This window comes from Paenibacillus sp. FSL H3-0321, from assembly GCF_038002865.1.
Classification (GTDB): domain Bacteria; phylum Bacillota; class Bacilli; order Paenibacillales; family Paenibacillaceae; genus Paenibacillus_AQ.
In genome coordinates this window covers 1,249,563-1,268,230 of the sequence record NZ_JBBODH010000001.1, presented here as the reverse complement: position 1 = coordinate 1,268,230, position 18,668 = coordinate 1,249,563, and the positions used below count along the sequence as shown (strand labels likewise).

The following is an 18,668-nucleotide window of genomic DNA, read 5'->3' as shown; positions in this document are numbered from 1 at the left end:
AAAAGGAGAACTTTTATATAAAAAGTTATTCAAAACGAATAATAAATCGGGATATGAAAAAGTTTTGGTAAATGCTGTAACATCAAGGTGCACTAGCCCGTCAATAGTAACAGAGGTGAATAACGATGATGAAATGGATGAAAATTGGCGGGCCGATTTCAATGCTGCTTATATTGATGTTGCTCGCAGCCGGTTGTGGGACAACGAATAAGGCAAATGTGGAGCCAATAGCCGGGACTGCTGCACCTGAAACAGTGCCGGAGCAGACGTCAGAACCCTGCTATGCCGAGATTGAATGGGTGGATTTCTTGATGATCAATGATATCAGGTATTCTCATAATTATGATGCAACCAAGCCGGTACCTGCGGATCAACTCGGAGATAAGGTAGGGGAAGTGTCTTTTAAAGTGAGTGATAATGCCTGTACGGATCATGTCACCAAAAACGGGGATGCCGCATTCCTTCCTGTGGGTACAGTGATTTATGCGCTGGAAGGCTACAGATCCGATTTTCGGGTGGTAGCGGATAACAAAATTTATGAAGTAGAAGAGAATCCAAAGGCAGCCACTATCGGAGACCTGCTGGATATTGCAGGGAAAGTGGACAAAGTCAGTCTGGAAAGCGGTATGGATAGCAGTCCGCTTGGTGATTTCACTAAAGAGGCCTCCGAAGAATTCATTCGTGAATTGCTGCCTCTGAAAAATGTTGGTTTCGATGCAGTTTATAAGCAAACAAAACATGATTACGGAGTGTTCCTGCGGGTGCATCTGCAAGATGGCACCTCCTTCCGGATGGTTTATTATCCCAAGGGGAATGCCTTCACGGCAGGCGCGTTTGGAACAGACCGGCTGAAGGAGTTAATCATGACGCAGAGGCAGCAAATTAAGGCGGCTGCGGGAATGTAAGCTTCAAAATATTTTTGCTGAGGGTGTGAACATACGTGATTCCAATAGTCAGGCTGGCTACAATAGAAGATGCAGATGTATTATCCAGACTAAATTATGAGTTTAATGGCATGTTCAGGAATCAGCCTGGAGGAAAGGCGTGGCGGCAGCACTGCTTGCCTTTCTGGAAGCTCAGCTCCGCTTGCGCGGTGTGGGCACTGTGAAGATTTTGAGAGGAAGAACGAATGATCCGGCGATTGCCACGTACGCAAGCTGTGGTTATGTTAAGCATGATGAAGCTGTTTTAGAGAAAAGATTATAGTATGAAGGCGGAACGAACAAACATGAGAGAACCTAAATTGCAGGCTGTATTTATTGACCGGGATGGAACCCTAGGCGGAAGTGACGAAGTGCAGTATCCGGGTTTTTTTGAATTGTTCCCGTTTACCCCCGGAGCTTTAAACACGCTGAAATTCATGGGGCTTAAACTTTATGGTTTTACGAATCAACCCGGAATCTCGAGAGGGGAGGCAACTGAGGAAGCTTTTAGAATAGAAATGCTGGAGTTTGGATTTGACGGTGTATACATTTGTCCGCATCAGCATAATGAAGGCTGTCATTGCCGTAAGCCTAATCCTGGAATGCTGATTAGAGCAGCGCAAGAAAACAATCTGGATCTAAGCAAATGTGCAGTGATTGGAGACCGTTGGACGGATATGGTGGCGGCAGACCGTGCCGGATGTATGAAAGTGTTAGTCATGACTGGTGCAGGAAACGCGGCATTAAATGAGTATAGAAATAAATGGCTGGATACCGTGCCGGATTATATTGCCGGAGATTTTGCTGATGCAGTTACTTACATAGAGCAGTACGTGCGTGGTGTGGAAGAGCCAATGATCTAAATCTCTAAGGACCCGTCATTAACAGTGCACGAACTGTCGGGTGACTGTGCTCCATTATTGCTATTCTGGATGTGAGGAGAGGAGGAGCGAAGATGAACCTGCTGGAGAACATGAATCATGCATTGGCTTATATCGAAGAACATCTGACTGGGGAGATTGATTACCGGGAAGCGGCAAAACGCGCATTGTGCTCGGAATATCATTTCAAGCGGATGTTCTCTTTTCTCGCCGGCCTCCCGCTTTCGGAATATGTACGGCGTAGACGGCTGACACTCGCGGCCTTCGATCTGCAGAGCAGCCAGCTCAAAATTATCGACATTGCGCTGAATTATGGATACAGTTCACCGGACGCCTTCACCAAGGCATTCCAGCAGTTTCACGGTGTTTTGCCCTCAGAAGCAAGAACTGCAGGACCTTCACTGAAGTCCTTTCCTCGAATGACTTTTCAGCTCATTATCAGAGGAGGAAATGAAATGAATTACCGGATTGAGGAGAAGGAAGCATTCCATATCGTCGGGATTAAGAAGAGAGTCCCTATTATTTTTGAGGGGGTGAATCCGGAGATTTCCGCAATGTGGCAAAGCCTGGATCTGCCAACCCTCTCCAAGCTCAAAGAGCTTTCGAATGTCGCACCCCTGGGATTGATAAGCGCGTCCACAAACTTTTCCGAGGGGCGGATGGAAGAAAAGGGGGAACTGGATCATTATATCGGAGTGGCTACCACGCTGGGATGTCCCGAGACCTTCACGCTGCTGGAGGTTCCGGCAATGTCTTGGGCAGTATTCGAGTCCATCGGACCTTTTCCGGCTACCCTGCAAAATGTTTGGGGACGGATCTATTCCGAGTGGTTCCCTTCTTCCAACTATGAGCAGACCGAAGGGCCGGAAATCTTATGGAATGAGAGCAAAGATGTAACGTCCCCGACTTACAAAAGCGAAATTTGGATTCCGGTTGCGAAAAGGGTGTAGAAAGGGTACAGCTTAGGGGAGCAAACTTGTTCAAGAAAAATTAGGAGAAAACAAATACACCGTCAGATTGCTGACGGTGTATTTGTTTGGTCTGGCTCAACGGCTCTCACATGTACAATCCCCTCAAGGCCGCTTCACCGGAAATCCGTATTCCTTCGCTCGCCAAGCGGTGAACAGCGCAAGCAGCAATAGAATAAACAATGCCCAGGGGAATGAGGCGACACCCAGCGTTTCGATTAGAATCCCGCCCAGCACACCACCGCTGCCGATAGCCAGATTCCATGCCGTCACCAGCATGGACTGGGCTACATCGGCACTCTCCCCAGCAGCTTCGGCAATTGCTGTCTGCAGCATTGTTGCAGCACCTCCGAACGTCAATCCCCATGCAGCAACCACAGGATAGATTACGACGGGATGGTTGCTTATGCCAAGTGCAACGGCGGCCAAAGTAAATGCTGCGAGGCTGATCAGAACCAATGGACGCAATTTACGGTCGATCAGAATTCCGGTAATTGCGATGCCTGCCAGTGAAGTAATACCGAAAATAAGCAGCACCAGGTCAATACGCCGGGTAAGCCCGGCCTGCGCAAGAAATGGCGCAATATAGGTATAAAGGATGTTATGGGCCAGTACCCAAGCTAGAACAACGGCCAGGACCGGCCGTACTCCGGGAATAACAAAGACCTTATAAAGCGGCAGCTGCTTATCGGCACTTGTGCCCGGGTAGTCCGGCAGCTTCCAAAGCACCCAGAAGACCAGCAGCAGCGCGAGCAGTGACATGATTCCAAACACAGCGCGCCAGCCGACAAAGGCGCCAAGAAATGTTCCGGCAGGGACACCGATGGCCAGAGGCGTGCCGACCATCGCCACCGCCATGGCCCGCCCCTTTAGCGATTCCGGTACCATGCGGCGGGCATAACCTGCGATCATTCCCCACAGGACACCGGCAGATATGCCGGCAAAAAAACGGGCAGCCAGCGTCAATATATAATTAGAAGAAAAGGCAGTGATGGTGTTGAATACGAGAAACCCAATAATGCATAGCAGCAGCAGGGGCCTCCGCCGCCATCCGCGTGTTGCGGCGGTTAAGGGAATGGCGGCCAACAATGAACCGAGGGCGTACAAAGTAACAAGCTGACCGGCTAGAGCTTCAGAGACACCAAGCCCATCACCAATTTGCAGCAGCAAGCCGGCTGGAACCGTTTCGGTGAGAATACAGATAAACCCTGTCATCGCGAGGGCGAGCAAGCCAGCCCATGGGAGCCGCTCAGAAGTGCCGGAGTCATTCTGTGCGGAAGAAGTTGTATTTTGGCTCATTTGAGTAGCACCTCTTTACATTTTTAATTTATGTTTAGATTTTACGGCCAGCCGAGTCACGACTCCTCAGTCACAGAGAGCCTTGACCGGTACGTACCGGCCAAGGCTCCCCTGTACTCATTCTCTATGATCTGATGCTGGCATAAATCGCTTCACAAAGGTCAACCGTAAACTGGCCGGACATGCCTTCCAGTAAGGTATTTGTAAATGCCACAACGCTTAGCCGCTGCTTAGGATCGACGAACCATGAATGGCCATAAGTGCCGCCCATCCGCCATGTTCCCGGTGATTCAGGAGTGTTTGCGGCGGCAGGGTCTTTCAGCACTGTAATGCCAAGACCGAATCCCCGTCCTGGCCAAAAGGGCATAGGCAGGTCACCGATCTGATTGGTAGTCATTTCGTGAACCAGAGGTTCCGGCAGCAAAGGGGCGCCGCCCTGGCGCAATGTTTCCAGCAGGTGCAAAAAGTCCCCGGCACTGCCAACCATGCCGGCTCCACCGGAGGGATAGGCGGCGGCATCAAGTGCCCGGCCTGGAGCAAGCAGGAAGCCTGCTGTACCGTCCACAAAGGCAATCTTGTCCGGATCAAGTAATGGCCGCGGCTCCGGGTAGTCGTTGGCATAGGGGGTGGCCAGCCGTTCTGGATCAGCTGCAATGAACCCGGTGTCACTCATGCCGAGCGGTTTGGTTACCAGTGAATCTATGGCTTCGCCGAGCGTTGTTTCTGTGACCTTGGCTATGATTGCACCCAGTACATCTGTTGCTATGGAATATCTCCACTCTGTGCCTGGCGTGTAGAGAAGCGGCACAGAGGCGAGGCGGCGCATATTTTCTTCCAGTGTGATTCCGGACTGATCCATGCCGTCCGAAATCCCTGCCCGCTGATAGGAACTATTCTCTTCCTGGAAGAACCGGTAAGACAGACCGGCTGTATGCGTCATTAGATGGCGGACCGTCAATTGCGCAAGTTCGCCGTTCTGCAAGCGTGGGCGGAACTCCGGAAGCCAACGGTCAACACGGTCGTCCAACTGCAGGCGCCCTTGTGCAACCAGTACTAAGGCAGCCGTGGAAACAATAGGTTTGGTGACCGAGGCGAGCCGGAATAAAGCATCTTCTCTCATAAGCCGGTTCAGACCGCGGTCAGCATAACCGGCAGCGCGGCTGTAAACCATTGTTCCGTCTATTGCTACTTTAATGACGGCACCGACCAGCCTCTTGTCGGCAAGCGTCCGATCCATTACTTCATCGATGCGGCCCGACAAACATTGCGGATCACTTGGGTTTGAATATAATGTACACATGGGCTCCATCCTCTCGGAATAGTTAAAGTCTTGGACACTTTACTATTGTAGGCTTATTATATAAAATAAGTTACCTTGGTTACATAACGTAACAAAGGTAACTCGGCTGAATAACGATTAAATTATATTTGTTTTATCCAATTGACCTGAATTTTAAAGGAGCTGACTATAATGGATCATGTCGATAAGCAAATCCTGTTCCACCTGCAGAGCCAAGCGAGAATTTCTATGACAGAACTGGGGAAAAACGTCGGCTTATCACAACCTGCAGTTACAGAGAGGGTTAAACGCATGGAGGAGAAGGGGATCATCAGTGAATATCGCACTATCATTTCCCCTGAAAAGATTGGCAAGCAGGCTGCCGCCTATATATTGTTTCATTCTAGAGATTGTAACGCATTCCTTGATTTCTGCCGGGCGGCTCCCGATGTCGTTGAATGTTACCGGATAAGCGGGGAACACAACTATTTATTGAAAGTGATTAGCGATTCTACGCGAGCGCTTGAAGAATTCGGAAATCAATGTGATAAATACGGGACCTACACGATTCTAATCGTGATGTCATCTCCTATCGATCATAAATTCCTCATCCCTTCGCTGGGAGAAGCACCAATAAATATGCTGAGTTAATCAGCCCCCGCCTGATGTTCATGAACACAAATGCCCACTTGGATATTTAGCCGTGGGCATTATGTACAGTCTATCAGGCGGAGCTGATCCGTTCTATCCAGAAAGGGAGCTTTTCAACCCCGATCGGGATGTTTTGAAAATATTAAAATTTAGAATATATTACTAAGCAGGCAGTATAGCTGCATGTGATTCTTCAAATAGGGCTGCTTCTGCCTCTGCTGCTTTAAACTGGAGGTTATATAACTGTGCATAAAGCCCGTTTTGGGCGAGCAAAACATCATGTGTGCCTTCCTCGGCAATTACCCCCTGATCCAGTACAACAATTCTGGATGCGTTCCGTACGGTTGAAAGCCTGTGCGCAATTACCAGTGTTGTCCTGTTGTTCATCAAGTGATCCAACGCTTCCTGCACCAACCGCTCGGATTCGTTATCCAGAGCAGAAGTGGCTTCGTCCAGCAGAAGCAGCGGTGCATCACGAAGAAAGGCCCGGGCTATAGCGATTCGCTGCCGTTGTCCGCCGGAAAGACTCGATCCGTGTTCACCGATGACCGTATCATATCCGCCCGGAAGCTTCGCGATAAACTCCGTTGCGCCCGCAAGCCGGGCGGCTTCGTGAATTTCTTGTTCACTGGCTGAATTTGAGCTGAAGGCTATGTTGTCTCTAATCGTACCAGAGAACAAATAAGGGGATTGCGGTACATAAGTAACCTGTGCCCGGACTTCTTCCAGCTGCTCCTGAACCGGTCTTCCATAAACCGAGATGCTGCCGGCATCGGGTGCATACAATCCACAGCATAAGCGGGCAAGCGTCGTTTTGCCGGAACCGCTTGGACCTACAACAGCGACCGTTTCTCCATGCTGAATTTGCAGGCTGAAGCCTTCAAACAGCGGCGGCTCCGTTTCTATTCGGCCGGAATAGCTATAGCTGACCTCTTGCAGGCTTAATGCAGCCGACTTCTCCGAAGCGGAGGGAGGAGGGGATGAAGCCGGAGAAGAATGTGGTGCTCCTTCCTCATCTGCATCCAGTACAGCGAATACGCGGTCAGCTGCTCCTAACGCTTCTTGAACACCACCCCAGGTCTGGGACATGTGGACAAAAGGCCACTGTACCCGTCCCATCAGAATGATGAAGGCGAGTACTTCACCGGCTGTTGTTCCGCCTCTTACGGCAGAGACTGCGATCAGCGCAGCGCAGGCCACCATTACGATATTGTTGATAAAGGCAGAGGACTGCCAGAGCAGCGTGTTCAGCAGTGCTCTTTGGCGCTGCAGCCGGTTCAACTGCTCACGTCCGGCTGCATACCGGTTCAAGAGATTGTCCTCCAGGGAAAAGGCCCGGACCACTTTCATTCCTTGCAGCGTTTCCTGCAGAATACCCCGCAGCTCAGCTTCCTTCTGATGGATCTCCGTGAACAGTTTGCGGAGTCTGCGGTCAAAGAAGCGTCCGGAAAGAAACACAACTGGTCCCGAACCGAGCGCAAGCAGCGCGATCCAGACATCCATTTTCGCCAGGTACAGAAAAGAAACGAGACATAAAAGCAGATTATAGCCCAAATCATAGACGATGCCGTTAATCATGCCAATGGCCGCACCTGCATCCCGGTTATTGCGCGAGACCAAATCTCCTGAATGCATGGACTGGACTTCACGGAAGGGAAGCCGGTGGGTCTTGTCGAACAGCTTGGCGCGAATCGCCCAAGCCATTTGGCTCTCTGTAATAAAGCGGAAGTAATGCTGCAGCATGAGGCAGATAATAATGATAAAACAGACGATGGCGCAAATAACGGTAATGCGTGTAAGGGAATGCATATTAGAGCTGTTGATGGTATCAATAAACACCTGCTGGATGGCTGCAAAGCCGATGTCCAAGACCAGCCTTGCCGAGAGCAGTAATACAGCCGCCATTAACCCGATACGGTAGGGGGTTGAGAAGGTCATCAACCTGCGCAGTACATATCCAAGCTTGAGTTTTGCGGACGCTTTTGCATTCATTCCAGACCCTCCCTGACCTCAAGCAAATCGTGATTCTGCTTCATCGAAGTCTCAACCATTTTGAAGTACTTGCCTTCTAGTGCCATTAACTCCTGATGTGTGCCTGTTTCTGCTACAGATCCTGCTTCCATGAAATAAATCTGATCGGCGTCTCGGATAGTGGACAATCTATGGGCAATAACGACTGTTGTCCGGTCATGCATGAGTTCCCTGAGGGCTTGCTGGATCAGCTCCTCATTGTGGCTGTCCAGTGCGGCCGTAGGTTCATCGAGCAGCAGAAGTTTGGGCTCGCGGACAAACGCCCGGGCAATGGAGAGACGCTGCCGTTCACCGCCCGATAATGTTAACCCCCGTTCCCCAATAGTAGTCTCATATTGTAAGGGCGTTCTCATAATGACTTCATGGATGCCGGCTCTTTGGGCTGCTTGGATGACCTCTTCCGTTGTGGCACCCGATCTTCCCCAGGCTATATTCTCATGGAAAGTGCCGGAGAACAGATAAGGCTCCTGGGACACGTAGGCAATTCGCTCACGCCAGAGCCGGAGCGGGATTCTGCTTAAGGGGTGAACGCCACAGCGAATAACCCCTTCGTCCGGTTCATAGGCTGCGAGCAGCAAATGGAGCAGGGTGCTTTTTCCGCTGCCACTGGGACCTGCTAATGCAGTCACCTTGCCGGGTCGTATGGTAAGCTGCACATTGTTTAATACTGGAGCGGCATCATAGTGGAAACTTACGTTGTTAAAAGAAATATCGGATCGGCTGATCATTTCCGGATCGGGCTCTTCAGTTATCTCAATCCGGGAATTTAAAGCTGCAGCTTCGTAATTTGCCTCTTCCTCCGGTAAATCCAGCACTTCAAACATCCGTTTGCCTTGCGCTAAAGACATCTGCAATTCCGTCCACAGGTTGGCCAGCTTCGAGACCGGATTTGAAATCTGCTCAAAACAGATCAGAAAGGCCGCCACGGCTCCCACATCCAGACGCCCCCCGATGACCAGATATCCGCCAAAAGAGAGGACGTAGAGCAGTCCGCCAAGGATAACGACCAGTGGCATATTATAGCCAACAGCTTCTAAACGGGTGAGCGGTATATGAATAGTAAAATATTGTTTTACCCGGGCGGCAAATTGTTGGTGCAGCCTGGGGGCAAGAGAGAAGGCACGCACGACTTCGGCACCCTGGACTGTATCCTGAATAAACATTTGCTGCGCGGTTTCGATCTTCTGTCTTTGCTCATGCATGGAGCGCAGCCGGGAAGTGAAGGGAAGCATGACGAGTGGAACCAGGGAACAAATGATGATTGTTCCCAAGGTTAACGCAAATTGAAGAGATAACAGATATGTGAGAAGGAAAGCAATCTGCAGCAGATTGCTGAACAGGTCAATGGTTTTCTGGTTGATTCCATGCTGGGCCGCAGAGGCGGAATCATTAATCCGGCTGATCAGATCTGCAGAATGATAACGATCCAGCTCTTTCATTTGCACGTTCAGCAGTCTGCCCAGAAGTGATACCTGAAGCCGGGAGGTCGACTTGACCTCAAGTACACCTGACAAATAGCTTTTTAGAAAGTTGGCTGCGGCATCGACGAACATAATGGCAACGGCAAACAGGGTAGCGGAAGTCAGGCCCGACATATTGTGATTTGTAGCCGAATTAATAATTCGCCGTAAAGCTTCGGCTACACCAACCGTTGTAAGAGAGATGACAGCTGCCAGGGCGCATAATAGAATGTACCAGCCTAAATAAGGCCTGCCAAGTTTAAATAAACGGAAAGTTGTGCTGGAAACAGCAGCGGATTCCTTGTTGCCGGCTGCTGCATGGCTTGATTCACTCACGAGGGACACTCCCCTTATTCTCAAATTTTCCTGTACTCCTGTTAAGCCAGTCTAATCTTCATCCAGCATGACTTTTGCGGTTAAGGCCAGCAATTCCCGTAATCTATCTATGCGCAGATGGTAATATAAGCGGTGATCCTCTCTTTTAATTTCCAGAAGGTCCAGAAAGAATAAGAAGTTGGAATGGTAATTCACAGCTGCCGGTGTAATGCCAAGGGCTGCGGCGATTTCCTGCCCGTAATGCGGGCGTTTTTTTAACAGCAGCAGGAAGTCGAGGCGTCTTTTATCCGAGAATGCTTTTAAGAAAAGTTCTGTCTTCTCCCGGTCAGCAGCAGGTCCGTATACGCGGTCGTTGAGTACACCGAATATCACCCACCCGATTCTTCCAGCCTCCGTCCAGAAATTAAGGAAATGATTGCCCACCTGCGAAAAGAAGCTGATATGAAAAGTCGTCGGTTCATCATACAGCGCAGGCTCATTCTTGTTAATATCCCTAATGAAGCGGACGGGATCGGCCAGGAAAAGCGCTTCGTAATGTAGAGTGGCTTGTTCGGACTCCATTTGTAACCGCTCTTTCCAATAGGTAAAGACATCCTTGTAGAATTGACGGAGCAGCTGCATATACCGCAGTTTCGTTTCTTCCGGGAAAGCAAGACATTCAAGCAGCGGTCCTTGCGCCCCGGCCACCTCAGGCTGAGGTTTCGTTCTTGCCACAAGCTCAGACATCAAAGGAACATCCTTCTTGACTTCCTCCCAGTCATTGCCTTCCAGCAGCTCTTCCAATTTATCGGAATACACGCCATACACCATTTCGGCTACCACTTGTTCTGCCGGTCTCTGCTCCAGCCGTTCAATCCATGCTTCTGCAGTCTGTGGATCAGGACAAGTGCAGATGGATTCGTAGAAAGCAAAATCGAGTGCCTTATGGAAAAAGTTATAGTTAAAAAAAAACTGAAGCTCCCGGTAGGAATGAGGTGACAAACGGACCCGTGCGTCCTCATAGTAGGCTGCTACGAGTGGGTCCATCTGAATCTTTAAATCCTCTGCCATGAAGGTCAGCTCTCCCTCACAAGCGATCATTCCCATGGACACTATCAATTCGATGGCCTCATTGTAAGCAAAATTGATATTTTTCAGTAACATATCCTTCATCGCAATTTCCATACTGTCCTCCAATTTCAAGTTTGAATAATTTAAATGTTATGGATAGTTGGTTAATATTTAATGATTACTTAATGTTAAAATAACCCATAGTCAATATTTTGTAAAGAGTAAATTTATGATGGGGATTCAAGCCATAAAACGGCAAAAAAAAGATGCCTTAGGTATCTAAGGCGATCCGTAAATTGAATTATTGTAATTGTGACATGTACTCATATGCAGTAATCCCGAACATACTTTTGAAATGCCTGTTCAGATGTGTCAGATCCACAAATCCGTATTCCGCTACGGCCGTGTAGATATCCTTGCTGGCCTCAATGGACCGTTTGGCATGTTCCACCTTGCAATTCAGAAAAAACTGATAGGGCGAGATCCCTGTATGGGCCTTAAACTCGCGGATCAACTGGTATTTGGACATCCCAAACTCTTTACAAAGATCATCCAGTTTGAGCACATTGCCGATGCTGCCGTACATCATTTCCTTCGCTTGTTTCACTAGCCGGTTATTCTTCCTCTGCTCTGCATCCATCGCTGTTTTGGATAACATGCCGATTAAATGGATCAACTGCTCCGTGCACAGTGTTTCGTCGTTACCGTCCAGAATGGCCCGGCTGAGGGCGCAGATGCTCCGTGCCAGGCTGACGTCGTAGACGATAGGGGACTGGAAACGCAGCTCTTTCTTCCCCAGGATCTCGGCTACCAGCTCAGGCTTGATATAGAGCATGACATAATCAATGCCTTCCTTATCGTAGGACCTGCCGTCATGATACTGCTCGCGGTTAAACAGCATGACGCCATTCTTGTGGGAGGACTGGAAGCTGTCGCTCAAATTATATTGCTGAATGCCGCGCAGGGTTACGCCGACAGCATACTCCTCGTGGCAATGTTTTTTATAGGTGAAATCGGCGAAACTTGCCGCCAGAGCAAGGACATCTGCAGATTTTTTATACGTAAATTGCTCCATACCCTCACCCCCAACACTCTCTATACGATTCCCGACGCCATAATTGCAGAGTATACCAGAAACAAGGCCATTAGGATATTGACTATTTTTTGATGCTGCTGGAGAAATTTCTTGAAGACTGTTCCACAGATGACCCAGGTCATAAATGCCAGAAACCCGATAACCGTAATGATGGCTACAAACTGAAATGATGCTAAAGAGGAGGAATAGTAAGGCATCACATAGCTGGGAATCACTGTTAGACTAAATACGATCACCTTTGGATTCACAAACTGCATCACTAGGCCTGAGAAAAAATTGGTGTTGTGGGACGGTGCGGCCTCCCCTGAATTCATCTTGTAGATTTGATAGGCAAGATAGAGCATATAGACACTGCCGATGATCTGCATAATACCGACAATATTCGGGATCACTCCGGCAAGAACATGGTTCAGCACAGCAGAAGCAGCAAGCAGCAGGCCAAAGGCAATCGTGGCTCCGTATACATATTTCATGGTCTTTCTTGCACCGAAATGCTGCACAGAAGATAAGATCACAATATTGGTGGGCCCGGGTGTGATAGTGATAACAACACAATAGATGATAAAAGCTGTAATATTCATGAGGACCTCCTAGAGTCTATTCCCATGAATAATACAGGTGATCTTAGCATGCATATAGTATATTATTGCAGAAATCGCCGAACGGGTGAAACAAGCAGGTGGCACCATCCACAGCGGATTTACGTTCAAATGAGCATACGGACAGACTCAATCCGCACTTTTTACAGCGATCCGCTTCCTGGGGATCGTTTTTGCTTTGCGTTCGGAAATGTAGGAGCCGGCGAGGGTGAGCAAGGTTCCCGCAACAGTAACCCAAGTAATATTCTCATGCAGGAACAGGGCAGAGGCGGCAACTGTAACTACAGGCACAATATAGATGTATACGCTTGTTTTTACCGCTCCAAGGATTCCGACCACCCGGTTCCAGGTGACAAAACAGAGTGCCGAGGCTCCCAGTCCCAAGAAAAGAAGGTTGGATACATTGGAAAGGCTGAGTAATCTGGCCAGGCCAAGACGGAAATCAAACAGTAAAAGCGCAGGCAGCATAAACAGCAGCCCATAAAAAAACACTCTGCGGGTAGCCCCGGTCGTATGATGCTGCAACGCGCTTATTTTCCGCATCAGTACGGAATAGATTGCCCATAAGGCAGGGGCCAGGAAGGCCAGCAGATCTCCAATGGGATTCAGCTGCAGGTTGAAACTCCCGTTCAGCCCGATTAACACAATCCCGGCCAGCGCAATCAGAAACCCGGTCATAAACTGCGCATTCAGCTTCTCTTCCTCCAGGAAGAAGTGAGCGGCAAGCGCCGTGAAGAAGGGCGCAATCGAAACAATCACGCCAACATTGGATGCGAGCGTATAGACAAGGGCGATATTTTCCACTAGAAAATATAACGTCACCCCACAGAGCCCAGCCGCGATAAACAGCAGCTCTTCTTTGAATGACTTCGTCCGAAGCGGACGCGAATAAATAAGACACAATGCGATGTAACCGATGATAAAGCGGAAGAACAGAATTTCAATGGGCGTAAAGTCACCTAACAGTATTTTAGTAGAGATAAAAGTTGTACCCCAGATCTGAATGGTAAGCAACGCGAGCAGATGTCCGGTAGTGGCCTTGCGCTCCTCCATCATGATGTAATCTCCGGAGATGGCTTTGTTTCTGTCTGCCGGGTCGTAAATATGCGCATATATTGCTTAGGTGTTAGACCGATCAGCTTCTTGAAGAAATTGGTGAAATGGCTCTGATCACTAAATCCGGTCAGGAGCGCCACTTCAATGGGCAGCATCCCTTGTTCCAACAGGCGTTTGGCATGGTCAATCCGAATCGTTTCCAGGTAGCAATAGGGCGATATTCCTTTTTGTTTCGTAAATAGACGCAGCAGATGATATTTGCTCAAGCCGGTCAAGGCCGTTAACTGATTCAGCGTAATGCTCTCCATATAATGTGACTCTATGTACTGGCAAATGCTTTTGATTTCCGTGGTAAGCTCCCGGTTGGGGCTAGGGAGTTCAGCGTCGGAGTATTCTCTCAGGAGCTGCTCCAGCAGAAACAGGAATAGTTCTTCTTTTTGGAAATCGGACTGTTCCTCCAGCAGCATCCGGTGCAGCTCATGCAGGGACAAGGCCAGCTCACTCTGGTAAAGAACAGTTGGTGTGAACCTGGGCAGATCGCCCGCCCCCGTAATTTCCAGCACATACTGGCGCATTATCTCCGGCTCTACATTGATACAGCGATAGTCAAGCGTTCTGCCGTCCAACTGTTCACAGGCGTGGGGATCCTGCGGATTAAAGATAATCACATCTCCGCTATTAAGAATATACTCTTCATGATTGCATACCAGATACCGCTTGCCCTGTTCAATGAATCCAATGACATAGTAGTCATGGAAATGGTTGGGGAACTTCTGCATTATTCCTTCAAACCGATACGCTTCAAGCTTTAAGTCCGTATCATAGACTACCGTACGTACTTCACGAGTCACTGTCTGCACCTTCTTTTCTGGTTCTATGTAGCCATTATAATATGAACAACAGAACATTTCTTGAATGATGTTGCTGGAGCAGAGGTGCTGAACGCCCTTACAGAAAAGGCTAATTGTGGTATGATTTCCGGGAAGAAGCGAAAAAGGGAGTTTGCCAATAAGGGGGGTTAATCATTGTCCAGAACAAGATATGGAGCTTGTATCATCACTCTGATGTTAGGCTTGCAGCTGGGGTGCAGCGCAGACATAGAAGGAAATAGGAATCATTCGGTAATGGAAACTAAGACTGAAACTGAAACCGTAGAAATAGATAGTAATAAACAGAGAGCAAGTATTCCGTTTACACAACATCTCTACTCCAAGCATTCGCCTGATTTCACTTGGGAGTGGAGTAATACTGAAAATTTACCGAAGGAAGTAACGGACCGGTATAAAGAGTATGAAAATTCAGCACCCGGCGGATATCTAGTGAAGGAAACCCCCACAGAGTATTTCATATGCGTGAGCATCGGGGAAACAGAGTCGGTAACAAAGGGATTTGAGGTAAAATCGTTAACACTTCCCGCTGAACATGCCGCTGCAGAAAAACCGATTTTAAAAATTGAGGCAGTGCCTGCAAGTGATCAGAATCCATCGGACAAAGAAATGCCAGGAAAATTGTTTACCAGATCTCTTATCAGTGTCGCCAAGGAAGATTTGCCGGAAGGCATCCACATACATTCAATGATTATGAGTCTGGAAGAATGAATGGAATATCAATAATTAAGTGAGGGCATTTCCTTCTCATTTCTCTGTGATCGCTGGTCCGGTTGCAGGGGAATTCCTATCTATAGCGTCAAATAAAGGAAGTGTGATAACACAGCGGATTGCATTGAAAGGAGTAGAGTATTAGGGGCAATAACAACTTAAGAATAACGTAAGAATTACATAAGAAAAAAGAAATTTCTGATCATTACTATAGTAATTAGGGAAAAGAACAGCTAAGTAAGGAAGGTGTATCATTTGGGAATCAAAATACGGAAAACTACGGTTCAAAACCTCTGGATGATGTGGGAAAAAGCATTTTCAGTGCTTACATATTTTCGGGGAGCGAGTACATCGCGTTTTGGCATATGCTCGGTGATGCTAAAAAAACATCGGGGTGAGGCCATTGTATGCCAGGATTCAACAGTTATCCATAAAGGAGAGTGGGTAGGGGAGCTTCACTTGGACAATGAAAAAATTCTGAAGCTTATTAAGTCCGAAGGCTCGGATCGTGCGGCACTGCAAACGGCCCGGATGCTGCGTAAATCAATGAAGCAAATTAATGAAGCCTTTGAATCGCAGTCGGAGTACCAGCAGGTGAAAGCGTTAATGGGTATCACGCTGCTCCATCGCGGTTTGACACATGGTCTGGGCTTTGAGCAGCAGCAGATGAAATCGGGATTTTTCACGAGAATTACAACAGTCTACCTCCGATTACTGCTGTCAGCTATGCATCCAGAAGGAAGAAAAAGAATTGACCGGCGCACCGATCAGCTTGTACCCATGCTTCTGGTTCACTCGCGGGGATCGCTGAAGAAGCGTTTCTCACCCGAACAGCGTCTGTCCGGATAAGCTGCCAATAAAGGGGGAGAGGAAGCATGTTTAACTATTTAATAGGAGGAATACTCTGTATTGCCGCTCTTTATATGTTCATTCCAAGCTTAATCTCGCGGATGACCGGATGGGGGGTCTTCCGCAAAGGTAAAGGAAAGGGAGAGGTGGCCTTCACTTTTGATGATGGGCCACATCCGGAATATACACCGAAATTACTCGATTTATTGGAACGGCATCAGGTTAAGGCAACCTTTTTCGTACTGGGATCGCAAGCGGAACGGTATCCCGAGCTTGTTCGCAGAATTGACCGTGAGGGCCATCAGATTGGCATACATAATTATTGTCACACTTCCAACTGGCTAATGCTGCCCAAAACGATTCGCAGTGAACATCTGGATCGTTCCGCAGATATTATAGAAGGTATTGTTGGCACACGACCTGACCACTATCGTCCGCCCTGGGGCTTAATGAATATGTTTGATTACTTCCGTTACAAGGAGTACCGGATTGCATTATGGTCAATTACGGCAGGTGACTGGAGCAGCCGGGTCTGTCAGACCCGCCTCCAGTCAAAGCTGCTTGAACAAATTACTGGCGGCTCCGTTGTGTTGCTGCATGACAGCGGCGAGACAGTGGGTGCAGACTCCCAGGCACCTCAATTTATGCTGGAGGCTTTAGACGAGGTGCTGCCGCAATTGAAGACAAGACACCTTAGATTCGTACGATTGGATGAAATGGCATAATACTCATATTGAACCCTCTGCGTTGTGTGCGCAGAGGGTTTTTCATGTAAAGGGGATTAAGTAATGTTGACCTGGCATAACGAAATAGTTAATGATAATGTAGATGGACACTACAAAAAGATGAATCTGGCCAAAGATTCAAAGCGGGGTGGCTTTATTTGTTTAAAATTATGCTTATCGAAGATGATGTTACGTTATTCAATGAGATCAAGGACCGGTTGTCCCAGTGGTCCTATGAGGTCTATGGCATTACGGATTTCGGCAAGGTGCTGCAGGAATTCACGGTGGTCAAACCGGAGCTGGTCGTAATCGACATTCAGCTGCCGCAGTTTGACGGGTTCCACTGGTGCCGGCTGCTGCGTGCACATTCCAATGTGCCGATTATCTTTCTGTCCTCACGCGATCATCCGAGCGATATGGTGATGTCTATGCAGCTGGGGGCAGATGATTTTATTCAGAAGCCGTTTCATTTCGAGGTGCTGATCGCCAAAATCCAAGCCACATTGCGCCGGGTGTACAATTATAGCACTGAGCGGACGGAGCTGAAGACATGGCGCGGAGCGACGATTGAATATGTGAAGAACACTGTAACCAACAGTCTTGGCGCTGCTCTGCTTACTAAGAATGAGACGTTTATCCTGAAGATCCTGGTAGAGCGCAAAGATCAGATTGTAAACCGCGAAGACCTGATCAAGAATCTGTGGGACAATGAGCATTTTGTGAGCGATAACACGCTGACCGTGAATGTGAACCGGCTGCGCAAAAAGCTGGAACCGCTGGGGCTGGACACTTACATTGAAACCCGGGTGGGACAAGGGTATATGGCAACTGAAGAGGCCGCGTTATGATCTGGAAATACCTCAAGGAGAAACGGAGCTGGCTGCTCCTGCTCGTCGTGCTGCAGCTGCTCCTTCTGTTAGTAGTCTATCTCGATGCGTCTATTCCGTTAATGCCGATGCTGTACATAATACTGCTGAATCTGCTGGTCTGTACCGCATTTGTGTTTCTCCGATATCCCAAGGAAACCCGGTTCTACAGAAACATGGAAGCCTGGGATCAAACTTATGATCTTGGTGTTCTGGGGGAAGCCGAGAGCCCGTTTGAAAAGGTAGTGCAGGAAGCCGTGATCACCCAAACGGAATGTTACCGGCAGGAGACCTCGGTGAATTTTCAGCTGCTGGAATCGGAGAAGGATGATCTGCTGTCGTGGATTCATGAGGTCAAAACTCCGCTAACGGCGATGCAGCTGATGATCGAACGTCTTCCGGACGAAACGTTGCAGAAGCAGTTAATGTACGAATGGCTGCGGGTCCATCATCTGCTCGACCAGCAGCTTCACCAGAAACGGATTCCCTTTATGCGCAATGACCTGTTTATCGAAAAGGTCAAGCTGGAGCCGGTTCTGAACAAGGAGATCCGGGCGCTGAAATCCTGGTGTATTCCCAAAGGCATCGGATTCGACGTATCCCTTACGGCCGAAGAAGTGCTGACCGATGGCAAGTGGCTAGGCTTTATGCTCAGGCAGCTGCTGACGAATGCCGTGAAATACAGTGAAGCTTCCGATATCCTCATCCTGAGCTCGGAAAGAGACGGTCATGTTGTGCTTACCGTTGAGGATTTCGGGCGGGGAATTAACCCTAAGGATCTGCCGCGGATATTTGATAAAGGCTTCACCTCGACGAGCGGGCGTCAGGAAGGGGCCGCTACCGGGATGGGACTGTATTTGACTAAGCAAGTGGCGGAGCCGCTGGGGATCAATATTCAGGTGAATTCCGCACTTGGGCAAGGAACAGTATTTACATTGATCTTTCCGCGGGAGAATGAGTTCGTAAAGATTGAAGGCATGTGAACATAATGGAAGGGTGAG

18 protein-coding genes and 1 pseudogene are annotated in these 18,668 nt (G+C 48.6%); 10 read left to right on the top strand and 9 right to left on the bottom strand.

Annotated elements, in window-relative coordinates:
- Positions 1-125: 125 nt before the first annotated feature.
- From MHI45_RS05575 to MHI45_RS05560, 4 genes and pseudogenes are all read left to right on the top strand, one after another.
- Positions 126-905, top strand: a complete 780-nt coding sequence (locus MHI45_RS05575; RefSeq protein WP_179091797.1) for a hypothetical protein — start codon at positions 126-128, stop codon at positions 903-905.
- Positions 906-1,026: 121 nt separating this feature from the next.
- Positions 1,027-1,206, top strand: a pseudogene (locus MHI45_RS05570) (GNAT family N-acetyltransferase); the annotation flags it as partial.
- 22 nt (positions 1,207-1,228) lie between these two features.
- Positions 1,229-1,786 (top strand): HAD-IIIA family hydrolase, encoded by a 558-nt coding sequence (locus tag MHI45_RS05565; RefSeq protein WP_076112423.1) that lies wholly within the window; start codon positions 1,229-1,231, stop codon positions 1,784-1,786.
- Positions 1,787-1,878: 92 nt separating this feature from the next.
- Positions 1,879-2,754 carry an AraC family transcriptional regulator gene (locus tag MHI45_RS05560; protein ID WP_076112424.1) on the top strand — a complete coding sequence of 292 codons (876 nt, stop codon included), beginning with the start codon at positions 1,879-1,881 and terminating at the stop codon, positions 2,752-2,754.
- Between the two features lie 123 nt (positions 2,755-2,877).
- Here the strand turns inward: MHI45_RS05560 and MHI45_RS05555 are convergent, their stop codons facing one another.
- Together MHI45_RS05555 and MHI45_RS05550 are read right to left on the bottom strand one after the other, a co-directional pair.
- Entirely contained in the window at positions 2,878-4,071 is a 1,194-nt protein-coding gene (locus MHI45_RS05555; RefSeq protein WP_076112425.1) for an MFS transporter, read from the bottom strand.
- A 124-nt stretch (positions 4,072-4,195) separates the two neighbouring features.
- Positions 4,196-5,371, bottom strand: coding sequence for a serine hydrolase domain-containing protein (locus MHI45_RS05550; RefSeq protein WP_076112426.1), 1,176 nt, complete (start codon positions 5,369-5,371; stop codon positions 4,196-4,198).
- 171 nt (positions 5,372-5,542) lie between these two features.
- Here MHI45_RS05550 and MHI45_RS05545 point away from each other — a divergent pair, with 171 nt between their 5' ends.
- The gene (locus tag MHI45_RS05545) at positions 5,543-6,001 is read left to right on the top strand and encodes an Lrp/AsnC family transcriptional regulator (RefSeq protein ID WP_076112427.1); all 459 of its coding nucleotides are present in this window, start codon (positions 5,543-5,545) and stop codon (positions 5,999-6,001) included.
- 162 nt (positions 6,002-6,163) lie between these two features.
- On the opposite strand, the gene MHI45_RS05540 is transcribed toward MHI45_RS05545, so the two are convergent.
- From MHI45_RS05540 to MHI45_RS05510, 7 genes are all read right to left on the bottom strand, one after another.
- The gene (locus MHI45_RS05540) at positions 6,164-7,993 is read right to left on the bottom strand and encodes an ABC transporter ATP-binding protein (RefSeq protein WP_076112428.1); all 1,830 of its coding nucleotides are present in this window, start codon (positions 7,991-7,993) and stop codon (positions 6,164-6,166) included.
- Positions 7,990-9,828 (bottom strand): ABC transporter ATP-binding protein, encoded by a 1,839-nt coding sequence (locus MHI45_RS05535; RefSeq protein ID WP_076112429.1) that lies wholly within the window; start codon positions 9,826-9,828, stop codon positions 7,990-7,992. Before MHI45_RS05535 ends, MHI45_RS05540 begins: the two co-directional genes overlap by 4 nt.
- A 51-nt stretch (positions 9,829-9,879) precedes the next feature.
- Positions 9,880-10,992, bottom strand: a complete 1,113-nt coding sequence (locus MHI45_RS05530) for an ArsR/SmtB family transcription factor (protein ID WP_076112430.1) — start codon at positions 10,990-10,992, stop codon at positions 9,880-9,882.
- Positions 10,993-11,179: 187 nt separating this feature from the next.
- Positions 11,180-11,953 (bottom strand): AraC family transcriptional regulator, encoded by a 774-nt coding sequence (locus tag MHI45_RS05525; RefSeq protein ID WP_076112431.1) that lies wholly within the window; start codon positions 11,951-11,953, stop codon positions 11,180-11,182.
- Between the two features lie 20 nt (positions 11,954-11,973).
- The gene (locus tag MHI45_RS05520; RefSeq protein ID WP_076112432.1) at positions 11,974-12,555 is read right to left on the bottom strand and encodes a LysE family translocator; all 582 of its coding nucleotides are present in this window, start codon (positions 12,553-12,555) and stop codon (positions 11,974-11,976) included.
- A gap of 147 nt (positions 12,556-12,702) precedes the next feature.
- On the bottom strand, positions 12,703-13,626 hold the full coding sequence (locus tag MHI45_RS05515) for a DMT family transporter (protein ID WP_076112489.1): 924 nt from the start codon (positions 13,624-13,626) through the stop codon (positions 12,703-12,705).
- On the bottom strand, positions 13,626-14,480 hold the full coding sequence (locus MHI45_RS05510; protein ID WP_076112433.1) for an AraC family ligand binding domain-containing protein: 855 nt from the start codon (positions 14,478-14,480) through the stop codon (positions 13,626-13,628). Before MHI45_RS05510 ends, MHI45_RS05515 begins: the two co-directional genes overlap by 1 nt.
- Before the next feature lie 174 nt (positions 14,481-14,654).
- Between MHI45_RS05510 and MHI45_RS05505 the strand changes: the two genes are divergently transcribed.
- From MHI45_RS05505 to MHI45_RS05485, 5 genes are all read left to right on the top strand, one after another.
- The gene (locus MHI45_RS05505; protein ID WP_076112434.1) at positions 14,655-15,227 is read left to right on the top strand and encodes a hypothetical protein; all 573 of its coding nucleotides are present in this window, start codon (positions 14,655-14,657) and stop codon (positions 15,225-15,227) included.
- A 246-nt stretch (positions 15,228-15,473) separates the two neighbouring features.
- Positions 15,474-16,076: a YkoP family protein gene (locus MHI45_RS05500; protein WP_379144548.1), complete on the top strand. Its 603-nt coding sequence runs from the start codon at positions 15,474-15,476 to the stop codon at positions 16,074-16,076.
- A gap of 26 nt (positions 16,077-16,102) precedes the next feature.
- Positions 16,103-16,801, top strand: a complete 699-nt coding sequence (locus MHI45_RS05495) for a polysaccharide deacetylase family protein (RefSeq protein ID WP_076112435.1) — start codon at positions 16,103-16,105, stop codon at positions 16,799-16,801.
- Between the two features lie 158 nt (positions 16,802-16,959).
- Positions 16,960-17,649 carry a response regulator transcription factor gene (locus MHI45_RS05490; protein WP_076112436.1) on the top strand — a complete coding sequence of 230 codons (690 nt, stop codon included), beginning with the start codon at positions 16,960-16,962 and terminating at the stop codon, positions 17,647-17,649.
- Positions 17,646-18,650: a sensor histidine kinase gene (locus MHI45_RS05485; RefSeq protein ID WP_076112437.1), complete on the top strand. Its 1,005-nt coding sequence runs from the start codon at positions 17,646-17,648 to the stop codon at positions 18,648-18,650. Before MHI45_RS05490 ends, MHI45_RS05485 begins: the two co-directional genes overlap by 4 nt.
- Positions 18,651-18,668 lie beyond the last annotated feature (18 nt).

Bases quoted from the DNA above. Each gene is read 5' to 3' on its own strand.
- MHI45_RS05515 (WP_076112489.1), bottom strand. From the start codon at position 13,626: ATGGAGGAGCGCAAGGCCACTACCGGACATCTGCTCGCGTTGCTTACC.
- MHI45_RS05550 (WP_076112426.1), bottom strand. From the start codon at position 5,371: ATGTGTACATTATATTCAAACCCAAGTGATCCGCAATGTTTGTCGGGC.
- MHI45_RS05575 (WP_179091797.1), top strand. From the start codon at position 126: ATGATGAAATGGATGAAAATTGGCGGGCCGATTTCAATGCTGCTTATA.
- MHI45_RS05545 (WP_076112427.1), top strand. From the start codon at position 5,543: ATGGATCATGTCGATAAGCAAATCCTGTTCCACCTGCAGAGCCAAGCG.
- MHI45_RS05540 (WP_076112428.1), bottom strand. From the start codon at position 7,993: ATGAATGCAAAAGCGTCCGCAAAACTCAAGCTTGGATATGTACTGCGC.
- MHI45_RS05555 (WP_076112425.1), bottom strand. From the start codon at position 4,071: ATGAGCCAAAATACAACTTCTTCCGCACAGAATGACTCCGGCACTTCT.
- MHI45_RS05525 (WP_076112431.1), bottom strand. From the start codon at position 11,953: ATGGAGCAATTTACGTATAAAAAATCTGCAGATGTCCTTGCTCTGGCG.
- MHI45_RS05520 (WP_076112432.1), bottom strand. From the start codon at position 12,555: ATGAATATTACAGCTTTTATCATCTATTGTGTTGTTATCACTATCACA.
- MHI45_RS05495 (WP_076112435.1), top strand. From the start codon at position 16,103: ATGTTTAACTATTTAATAGGAGGAATACTCTGTATTGCCGCTCTTTAT.
- MHI45_RS05485 (WP_076112437.1), top strand. From the start codon at position 17,646: ATGATCTGGAAATACCTCAAGGAGAAACGGAGCTGGCTGCTCCTGCTC.
- MHI45_RS05565 (WP_076112423.1), top strand. From the start codon at position 1,229: ATGAGAGAACCTAAATTGCAGGCTGTATTTATTGACCGGGATGGAACC.
- MHI45_RS05530 (WP_076112430.1), bottom strand. From the start codon at position 10,992: ATGGAAATTGCGATGAAGGATATGTTACTGAAAAATATCAATTTTGCT.
- MHI45_RS05560 (WP_076112424.1), top strand. From the start codon at position 1,879: ATGAACCTGCTGGAGAACATGAATCATGCATTGGCTTATATCGAAGAA.